Genomic DNA, 9,076 nt, shown 5'->3' with positions numbered 1-9,076 from the left:
GGGCATCGCCGCGATCGCGGCGTACGCCTCCGGGCCGGGGCTCGGCAACGAGATCTTCCGCGGAATCGCCTCGCTGGGCAGCGCGAACGCGCTCAACCAGGTCCTCGCGGGGACGATCGGCATCGTCATCCTCGCCCTGCTCTTCGACGCCGCGTACATCCTGCTCGGCCGACTGACCATCCCGAGGGGGATCCGTGTCTGAGACCTACGACTCCGAAACCGGCGGCGCCGGAAGTCACCCGGAGGACGGTGCCAGGGCCGAAGGCGGCCTGGGGACCCACGCCGGATCCGGGTCCGGCTCGGGGTCCGGTTCGGGAGCCGGGATCCTGCTGGAGGGGCTCACCAAGCGCTACCCGGGCAGCCGGGAACCGGCTGTGGACAACGTCCACATGGAGATCAAGCCCGGCGAGACGGTGATCCTGGTCGGCCCGTCCGGCTGCGGCAAGTCGACCACCCTCAAGATGATCAACCGGCTGATCGAGCCGTCCAGCGGCCGGATCAGGATCGGCGACGAGGACGTCACCGACATCGACCCGGTCAAGCTGCGCCGCAAGGTCGGCTACGCGATCCAGTCTTCCGGGCTGTTCCCGCACATGACCGTCGCCGAGAACATCGCGCTGGTCCCCAAGATGGTCGGCTGGTCCAAGTCGCGGGTCAAGGACCGGGTCGAGGAGATGCTCGACCTGGTCGGGCTCGACCCGCGCGAGTTCCACGGCCGCTACCCGCGCCAGCTCTCGGGCGGCCAGCAGCAGCGGGTGGGCGTGGCGCGGGCGCTCGCGGCCGATCCGCCCGTACTGCTGATGGACGAGCCGTTCGGCGCGGTCGACCCGATCACCCGTGACCATCTCCAGGACGAGCTGATCAGGCTCCAGCACGAGCTGCACAAGACGATCGTCTTCGTCACGCACGACTTCGACGAGGCGATCAAGCTCGGGGACCGCATCGCGGTGCTGCGCGAGCAGTCGCACATCGCGCAGTTCGACACCCCCGAGGCGATCCTCACCAACCCGGCGGACGACTTCGTCTCCGGCTTCGTGGGCGCGGGCGCGGCGCTGAAGCGGCTCAACCTGACCCGGGTACGGGAGGTGGAGATCGCCGATTTCCCGACCGTGACCGTCGAGGACCCCCTCCAGTCGATCTTCAACAAGCTGCGCTCGGGACCGCACAACGAGCTGCTGATGCTCGACCGCAGGAACCGCCCGTACAAGTGGCTCAGGCGCGGCGATCTGATGCGCGCGAAGGGGTCGCTGGCCCGTGCGGGCCAGCTGGTGCACGACACGGTGACCAGGGACGCGACCCTGCGCGACGCGCTGGAGGCGGTCCTCACCGACAGCGGCGGGCGGGTGGCGGTGACCGGGCGGCGCGGCGAGTACATCGGGGTGGTGGACATGGAGACCCTGATGAACTCGGTGCACGAGATGCTGGAGGCCGACCGGCTGGCCGCCTTCGAGCACCAGCACGAGCAGGCGGAGCTGCTCACCGATCCGCAGGACCGGCGCGGCGAGCAGGACGAGCGCGGTCAGCAGCTGGAGGACGGTGCCGAGGTATGAGTTCCCCCGCTCAGGAGGAGCGCCGGGCCGACGAACCGGACGCGAAGACCCCGCCGCTCTGGGAAGAGGAGGAGGAACCCACCCCGCCGCCCACCGGACCGAAGCGCCGGATCACCTGGCGCAAGCTGGTGACGGTGCCGGCCGTGGTCCTGATCGTCCTGCTGCTGACCTGGCTGTACATCAGCAACGTCCAGCTCGACTCGATCGCCAGGAACTCCCTGGAGGGCGGCAATGTGCCGCTGCGGCTGCGCCAGCACATCGAGCTGACGGCGATCTCCACCTTCTGGGTGCTGATCATCGCGCTGCCGCTGGGGACCGCGCTGACCAGGCGCGGGCTGCGCAAGGCCGCGCCGGTGGTCACGGCGATCGCCAACGTGGGGCAGGCGGCCCCGGCGATCGGTCTGCTGGCGCTGCTGGTGATCTGGCTGGGCATCGGGCAGTCGACGGCGATCACCGGCATGGTGCTCTACGCGATCCTCCCGGTCCTCGCCAACACGGTGGCCGGGCTGCGCGCCATCGACCCGAACCTGGTCGAGGCGTCCAAGGGCATCGGAATGTCGGCGCGGGCCACGCTGGCGCGGGTCGAACTGCCCCTGGCCGTACCGCTGATCCTGGCGGGCGTACGGACGGCGCTCGTTCTGAACGTGGGTACGGCGACGCTCGCGACCTTCGGCGGCGGTGGCGGACTCGGTGACCTGATCACCTCGGGCATCCAGACGCAGCGGATGCCGGTGCTGGTCGTGGGCTCCGTACTGACGGTGTGCCTGGCGCTGATCGTGGACTGGCTGGCCTCGCTGGTGGAAGTCATGCTCACACCGCGTGGGCTGGAGGAGAAGTGATGCGGCATACCCGGCTCACAGAGCGGTTCACCGGACGGACGCGCTCCCTGGGGGGCCGCTCCCCGGCGGGCTCGCGGCTCGTCCGGCGGACCCTGCCCGCCACGATGGCGCTGCTGCTGACGGGGGTGGGGCTGGCGGGCTGCGGCCTCAAGAGCGGCTCCCCGATGGTCGACGACGTGCGGCCCGGCCCACGGGACGCGGGCCAGCCCCTCAAGGGCGCCTCGCTGACGGTCACCTCGAAGAACTTCAGCGAGAACATCATTCTGGGCGAGATGATCGGCCTGATCTTCAAGGCGGCGGGCGCCGAGGTCCTGGACCGTACGAACCTCCCCGGCTCGATCAGCGCCCGTGAGTCGATCGTCAAGGGCGACGCCGACGCGATGTACGAGTACACGGGCACGGCCTGGATCACCTATCTGGGCCACGAGAAGCCGATCGAGAACGGTCAGAAGCAGTGGGAGGCGGTGCGCGACGCCGACCGCGCGCACGGGGTGACCTGGCTGCCGCAGTCGACGCTCAACAACACGTACTCGCTGGGCATCAACCAGGCCAACAACAAGAAGTACAAGCTCAAGACGTTGTCCGACGTGGCCGCGCTGGCCAAGAAGGACCCGTCGGCCGTGACGATCTGCGTGGAGAACGAGTTCGCCTCGCGCGACGACGGGCTGCCGGGCATGCAGAAGGCGTACGGCATGAAGCTGCCCGCCGCGAACATCAAGAAGATGGACGCGGGCATCGTCTACACCCAGGTCTCGAAGGGCGCCTGCCTGCTGGGCGAGGTCTTCACGACGGACGGCCGCATCAAGTCGCTCCACCTCGACACCCTCGCGGACGACAAGCACTTCTTCCCGATCTACGACGCGGCGCCCGTGGTGCACTCAGCGACGTTCAAGAAGTATCCGGCCATCGCGAAGCTGCTCGATCCGCTGTCGAAGCGGCTGAACACGAAGGTCGCCCAGGAGCTGAACGGGCGGGTGGACGTGGACGGCCAGGATCCGCACGCCGTGGCGAAGGAGTGGCTGATCAAGGAAGGCTTCATCAAGAACGGGTAGAGCCCGACCGAGTAGCCACGCAGGGACTCGGACGCAGGGACTCGGACGCAGGGACTCGGACGCAAAGACTCCGTTGCAAAGAACCCGTTGCAACGGAGTCTTTGCGTCGCTACGGTAGCGGCATGCCCGCACCCGACCGGCCCGCACCCGACCAGGCCCAGTCCGCCGAACCCCAGCCCACCGAACCCGGGTCCACCGAACCCGAGGGCGCCGAACCCGGGTCCACCCAGCCCAAGCCCGGTTACCACGCCCTCGACGCGCGCTCGCTGCGCGGGCTGGCCCACCCGCTGCGCATGCGGCTGCTGGCCTCACTGCGCCACGACGGCCCCGCCACCGCCTCCCAACTGGCCGCACGTCTGCACGAGTCGAGCGGCGCCACCAGCTATCACCTGCGCCAGCTCGCCGCGCACGGGTTCGTGGCGGACGACCCGGACCGGGGCACGGGCCGCGAGCGGTGGTGGAAAGCCTCGGTGCAGGGCACCCACTTCAGCCGTGAACTGCACGAGAGCACCGACCCGGAAGTACGCGGCGCGGCCGACCTCTTCCTGCACGAGGTCGCCACCACCCATACCCAGGAGCTGTCCACCTGGCTGGGCACCCTGCGCGACTGGCCCTCGGAGTGGGCACACGTCGGGGATCTGAGCGACTACACGCTCCGCCTCACCCCTGAGCGCCTGCGCGAGATGAACAAGAAGCTCCACGAAGTGGTCGAGAGCTACCAGGAAGCGGACGCCGACGCGGGAACGGACGCGAACGCGGGAACGGGCGGCGGAACGGACTCCGCCCCGGAGAATTCGGCCCAGATCCGCGTCCACCTGCACTCCTTCCCCCGCGCACTCCCCAGAGACTGAAGGCCACCGCCATGCACTCCGACATCCATCTCCAGCTGCACGCTTTACTGGCCGCTGAACTGCACGCCGAGGCGGCCGAGTTCCGCCGGGGCATACGGCACAGACAACGCGGACGGCGCCCACGCGCCACTCTCGGCCTGCGTATCCGGCTCGGCTGGTCACTGGTCGAGCTGGGGCTGCGGCTCGTCAACAGGCCGGTGGTACGGCGCACGGGAACCCACCTCGCATGAGTCGTGCGTCGTGAGTCGTGCGTCGTGAGTCGTGCGTCGTGACTCATGCGTCGTGACTCATGCGTCGTGACTCATGCGTCGTGACTCATGCGTCGTGACTCATGCGTCATGCGTCATGCGTCATGCGTGCGGAACGCCCCTCGCCGCAGCCGGATTTCAGTAGGTTGGTCGCATGTCTTCCGTACTGATCGTTGGATATGACCCGCATACCGTGCCCGGGGTCGACGCGGACGCCCTCCTCAAGGGCCTCGACCTGGAGATGGCCCGGTTCGAGAAACTCGGCATCGACACGGCCACGGCACTGATCACCCCGGACGAGTCGTCCGAACCACCCCTCGTGGCGCAGCTGACCGACCGGCCGTGGGACGTCGTCCTCATCGGCGGCGGCGTCCGCAGGCAGGAGAACCTCATCCAGTTCGAACGCGTCCTCAACCTCACCCACCGCCACGCCCCGCAGGCAGCCGTAGCGTTCAACTCCAGCATGGGCGACTGCGTCGAGGCGGCTCAGCGCTGGCTCTGACCACACGGCACCGCGCCGGTGCGTCTCTGTCCGGGCGCTGGTCCGGATGCTGTCCGGGTGCTGTCCGGGTGCTGTCCGGGTGCTGTCCGCTGTCCGGGGTGCACGGCGCGCCCCTTCGCGCGGTCGTCAGCAGGCCGGGACCTTCTCGTCCTTCTCCAGCGCCTTCAGCGCCGTCACCGCGCCCTTCAGCGTGGTGACGGGGATCAGCCGCATCCCCTTCGGCAGTTCGCTGCGCGCGTCCGCGCACTCCGCCTTCGGGACGAGGAAGACCGTCGCGCCGTCCCGCCCCGCCGCCTGGGTCTTGAGGGAGACGCCGCCGACCGCGCCGACCTCGCCCGCGTCGGAGATCGTGCCCGTACCCGCGATGGTGCGGCCGCCGGTGAGATCGCCGCCCGCGCCGTCACCGTCGAGCTTGTCGACGATGCCGAGCGCGAAGAGGAGGCCGGCGCTGGGGCCGCCGACGTCGGCGAGGTGGAGGCTGACGTCGACCGACTTCGCGTCCTTGCCGAGGTAGCCGAGGGCGGCGGTCGTCGCGGAGTTCTGGGATTCGACCATGTCGTGGACGTTGCGCTTCTCGATCTCCTTGTCGGACTTGCCCGACGGGTAGACCGCCTCGCGCGGCAGTACGGCGCGGTCGGCGCGGAACCAGCCCTCGACGACATCACCGAAGTCGACGTCGGTGGACGGGCCGGTCGCCTCGATCGTCGTCATCCGCAGCTGCCCCTCGGTCCTGCGGGTGTCCGTGCCGCTGATGGTGATGACCTGCCTGCCCTCGTTCGCACCGAGGACGTTCGCCGTCATCCCCGGCTGCGCCACGGCGTACGGCAGCGGTGCCACCCCGACGACGACGAACAGCGCGACGATCGGGACGGCGCAGAGGATGAGGGCCGTGGGGCGCGAGAGGCGAGAAAGCACGGTGTCAATCTATCTGTCGCGCGCTATGTCCCGTGCCGAGCCCGCTGCGCCGGGCCCGCTGTGCCCTGCCCTGCCCTGGGCGGGGCAGGGCAGGGCAGGGTATGGGGTACGGGGGGAAAGGGACGGGCCCCGCCACCGTCAGCGCAGCGCGTCCGCCACTTCCCTCGCCGCGTCCACCACGCGCGGACCCACCCGTTCCGGTACGGCGTCCGCGAGCATCACCACGCCCACGCTGCCCTCTATCCCCGTCACCCCCACCAGCGCCGCCGCCGCCCCGCTGGCGCCCGCCTCCAACTCGCCGTGGGTGAGGGTGCAGCGCGGCTCGCTGTGCGCGTCCTGCCGGGCCGCGAGGATCGCCCGGCCCGCCGCGCCCCGGTCGAGCGAGTGGCGGAATCCGGTCCGGTAGGCGACGTGATAGTCGGTCCAGGTCGGCTCGACGACGGCCACGGCCAGCGCCTCCGCCCCGTCGACGAGCGTCAGGTGCGCGGTGGCCCCGATGTCCTCGGCGAGCGAGCGCAGCGCGGGCAGCGCGGCCTCCCGTACCAGCGGGTGCACTTGGCGGCTCAGCCGCAGTACGCCGAGGCCGACCCTGGCCCGGCCGCCGAGGTCACGGCGGACCAGGGCGTGCTGTTCGAGCGTGGCGAGCAGCCGGTAGACGACGGTCCTGTTGACGCCGAGTTTGTTGGACAGCTCGGTCACGGTCAGACCGTGGTCGGTGTCGGCGAGCAGCTTGAGGACCCGTAGCCCTCGGTCGAGCGTCTGGGAGGTCTCCGCGGTCACGACGCCCTCTCCTTCGGAGTGAGAATTCAAAAGTGAGTGACGACGGCGCTCTCACGGCCTGCGGCACCGGTCCCGTCGGTGACACACGGAGAGGCCCCGGTGGGCGGGGCGCCACCGGACGCGCCGTGCGGCGAAGTCGCCACGCGGCGTTCACATTGCGGGGACAGTAACCAGGGACACCGCTGAGCGGAAGACCTCGTCCAGAATCCGGGCACAGGAGGCTACGGGACGGTAACCGTACGGAGTTGATCTTCCGTGGCCGAACAGGAGCCGGACATCGCCGGACGACGCCCCAACGGACCGTATCTCTCGCACGAAAGGGCCGGTTCGGGCGACGTGTCCTGCCGTATCGTGACATGGCGGTGGCCGTTGCCCACGCGGACAACGGCCACGGTCGGGCACACTCTCGCGATCGCCCGTCACTCAGCGCTATCGCGGCTGTCGCGTCTGCCGCATATCTTTACGCCATCACCGCATTCGCCCACACGCGCCTCAGCGCATCCGGGTCGCCCACTCGCCGACCTTCGCGATCCGCTCCCGCAGCTGTCCCGCCGTCGCCTCGGCGCTCGGCGGCCCGCCGCACACCCGGCGCAGCTCGGTGTGGATCACGCCGTGCGGCTTGCCGCTCTGGTGGACGTAGGCGCCGACCATGGTGTTGAGCTGCTTGCGCAGCCCCAGCAGCTCCTTGTGGGAGACGACCGGCCGCTTCTCGGCGGGCAGCTCCAGCAGATCCGCCTCGGCGTCCGGCTTCTTGCGGCTGTGCGCGATCTGCCGCGCCTGGCGCTTCTGGAGCAGCATCTGCACCTGGTCGGGCTCCAGCAGACCGGGGATGCCGAGGTAGTCCTGCTCCTCCGCGCTGCCCGGGTGCGCCTGCATGCCGAACGAGGCGCCCTCGTACATGACCCGGTCGAAGACGGCGTCCGACTCCAGCGCCTCGAAGGAGAACTCCTCCTGCTCGCCGGTCTCCTCGTCCTGGAGCTTCTCGGCCTCCGCCATCTCCTTCTCGGACTCGGCGTAGGGGTCGTCCTCGCCCTTCTTCGGCTTGTCGAGCACATGGTCGCGCTCGACCTCCATCTCGCTCGCGAAGCCGAGCAGGCCCGGGATGGTCGGCAGGAAGACCGAGGCGGTCTCGCCGCGCCGCCGGGAGCGCACGAAACGGCCGACGGCCTGCGCGAAGAAGAGCGGGGTGGAGATGGTGGTGGCGTACACGCCGACGGCGAGGCGCGGGACGTCGACGCCCTCGGACACCATACGGACCGCGACCATCCACCGGTCGGTGCTGCCGCTGAAGTCGTCGATCCGCTTCGACGCGCCGGTGTCGTCGGAGAGGACGACCGTCGCCTTCGTACCGGTGATCTCGCGGATCAGCTTGGCGTAGGCGCGCGCCGAGTCCTGGTCGCTGGCGATGACCAGCGCGCCGGCGTCGGGGATGCCCTTGCGGACCTCGGTGAGCCGCTGGTCGGCGGCGCGCAGCACGTTGGGCATCCAGTTGCCGCGCGGGTCGAGCGCGGTGCGCCACGCCTGCGAGACGGCGTCCTTGGTCATGGGTTCGCCGAGCTTGGCGGCGATCTCGTCACCGGCCTTGGTGCGCCAGCGCATGTTGCCGCTGTAGCTGAGGAAGATGACGGGGCGCACGACGCCGTCGCCGAGCGCGTTGCCGTATCCGTACGTGTAGTCGGCGGAGGAGCGGCGGATGCCGTCGTCGCCCTCCTCGTACGCCACGAACGGGATCGGGTTGGTGTCCGAGCGGAACGGCGTACCGGTCAGCGCGAGCCGCCGGGTCGCGGGCTCGAACGCCTCCAGGCACGCCTCGCCCCAGGACTTGGAGTCGCCGGCGTGGTGGATCTCGTCGAGGATGACGAGGGTCTTGCGCTGCTCGCACCGGTTGCGGTGCAGCATGGGGCGCACGCCGACACCGGCGTAGGTGATGGCGACGCCGTCGTACTCCTTGCTCACCGGCCCGGCGCTGTACTCCGGGTCCAGCTTGATGCCTATACGCGCGGCTGCCTCGGCCCACTGTTTCTTGAGGTGCTCGGTGGGCGCGACGACGGTCACCTGCTGCACGACGTGGTGGTGCAGCAGCCAGGACGCCAGGGTCAGCGCGAAGGTCGTCTTCCCGGCGCCGGGGGTCGCGACGGCGAGGAAGTCGCGCGGCTGCGACTCCAGGTAGCGGCCGAGGGCGTTCTCCTGCCAGGCGCGCAGCTTGTTGGCGGTGCCCCAGGGGGCGCGGCCCGGGAAGGCGGGCGAGAGGTGGTGGGAGGAGGCGGCGGTAGTAGTCACGGTCTCCGGTTCGGGCGCTCGGGGTCGGCACGCGCGGGTGCCGCGTGGGCGGGGTCCGC

General features: G+C 70.1%; 9 protein-coding genes and 1 pseudogene. 7 read left to right on the top strand and 3 right to left on the bottom strand.

What is annotated here, in order from left to right; all coding sequences use genetic code 11:
* The 7 genes and pseudogenes from DVH02_RS13885 to DVH02_RS13855 all read left to right on the top strand — a co-directional run.
* A pseudogene (locus DVH02_RS13885) lies at positions 1 to 202 on the top strand (ABC transporter permease); the annotation flags it as partial.
* 67 nt (positions 203 to 269) lie between these two features.
* On the top strand, positions 270 to 1,550 hold the full coding sequence (locus DVH02_RS13880; protein WP_114624113.1) for a betaine/proline/choline family ABC transporter ATP-binding protein: 1,281 nt from the start codon (positions 270 to 272) through the stop codon (positions 1,548 to 1,550).
* Positions 1,547 to 2,389, top strand: coding sequence for an ABC transporter permease (locus DVH02_RS13875; RefSeq protein WP_114624109.1), 843 nt, complete (start codon positions 1,547 to 1,549; stop codon positions 2,387 to 2,389). The genes DVH02_RS13880 and DVH02_RS13875 overlap by 4 nt, the downstream gene beginning before the upstream one ends.
* Before the next feature lie 104 nt (positions 2,390 to 2,493).
* Positions 2,494 to 3,441 (top strand): glycine betaine ABC transporter substrate-binding protein, encoded by a 948-nt coding sequence (locus tag DVH02_RS13870; RefSeq protein ID WP_114624112.1) that lies wholly within the window; start codon positions 2,494 to 2,496, stop codon positions 3,439 to 3,441.
* Positions 3,442 to 3,563: 122 nt separating this feature from the next.
* Complete coding sequence (locus DVH02_RS13865) at positions 3,564 to 4,292, top strand: ArsR/SmtB family transcription factor (protein WP_114624108.1); 729 nt, start codon at positions 3,564 to 3,566, stop codon at positions 4,290 to 4,292.
* Positions 4,293 to 4,303: 11 nt separating this feature from the next.
* A complete protein-coding gene (locus DVH02_RS13860) occupies positions 4,304 to 4,522 on the top strand; it encodes a hypothetical protein (RefSeq protein WP_114624107.1) in 219 nt (72 codons plus the stop codon).
* 172 nt (positions 4,523 to 4,694) lie between these two features.
* Entirely contained in the window at positions 4,695 to 5,042 is a 348-nt protein-coding gene (locus DVH02_RS13855; protein WP_114624106.1) for a hypothetical protein, read from the top strand.
* 126 nt (positions 5,043 to 5,168) lie between these two features.
* Here the strand turns inward: DVH02_RS13855 and DVH02_RS13850 are convergent, their stop codons facing one another.
* From DVH02_RS13850 to DVH02_RS13840, 3 genes are all read right to left on the bottom strand, one after another.
* Positions 5,169 to 5,957 (bottom strand): S16 family serine protease, encoded by a 789-nt coding sequence (locus DVH02_RS13850; protein ID WP_114624105.1) that lies wholly within the window; start codon positions 5,955 to 5,957, stop codon positions 5,169 to 5,171.
* 138 nt (positions 5,958 to 6,095) lie between these two features.
* Complete coding sequence (locus DVH02_RS13845; protein WP_114624104.1) at positions 6,096 to 6,737, bottom strand: IclR family transcriptional regulator; 642 nt, start codon at positions 6,735 to 6,737, stop codon at positions 6,096 to 6,098.
* 492 nt (positions 6,738 to 7,229) lie between these two features.
* Entirely contained in the window at positions 7,230 to 9,017 is a 1,788-nt protein-coding gene (locus DVH02_RS13840; protein ID WP_114624103.1) for a DEAD/DEAH box helicase, read from the bottom strand.
* Positions 9,018 to 9,076: the final 59 nt, after the last annotated feature.

It is taken from the genome of Streptomyces corynorhini (genome assembly GCF_003346515.1).
GTDB classification, from domain to species: Bacteria; Actinomycetota; Actinomycetes; order Streptomycetales; family Streptomycetaceae; genus Streptomyces; species Streptomyces corynorhini.
This window is presented reverse-complemented; position numbering and strand designations above follow the sequence as displayed.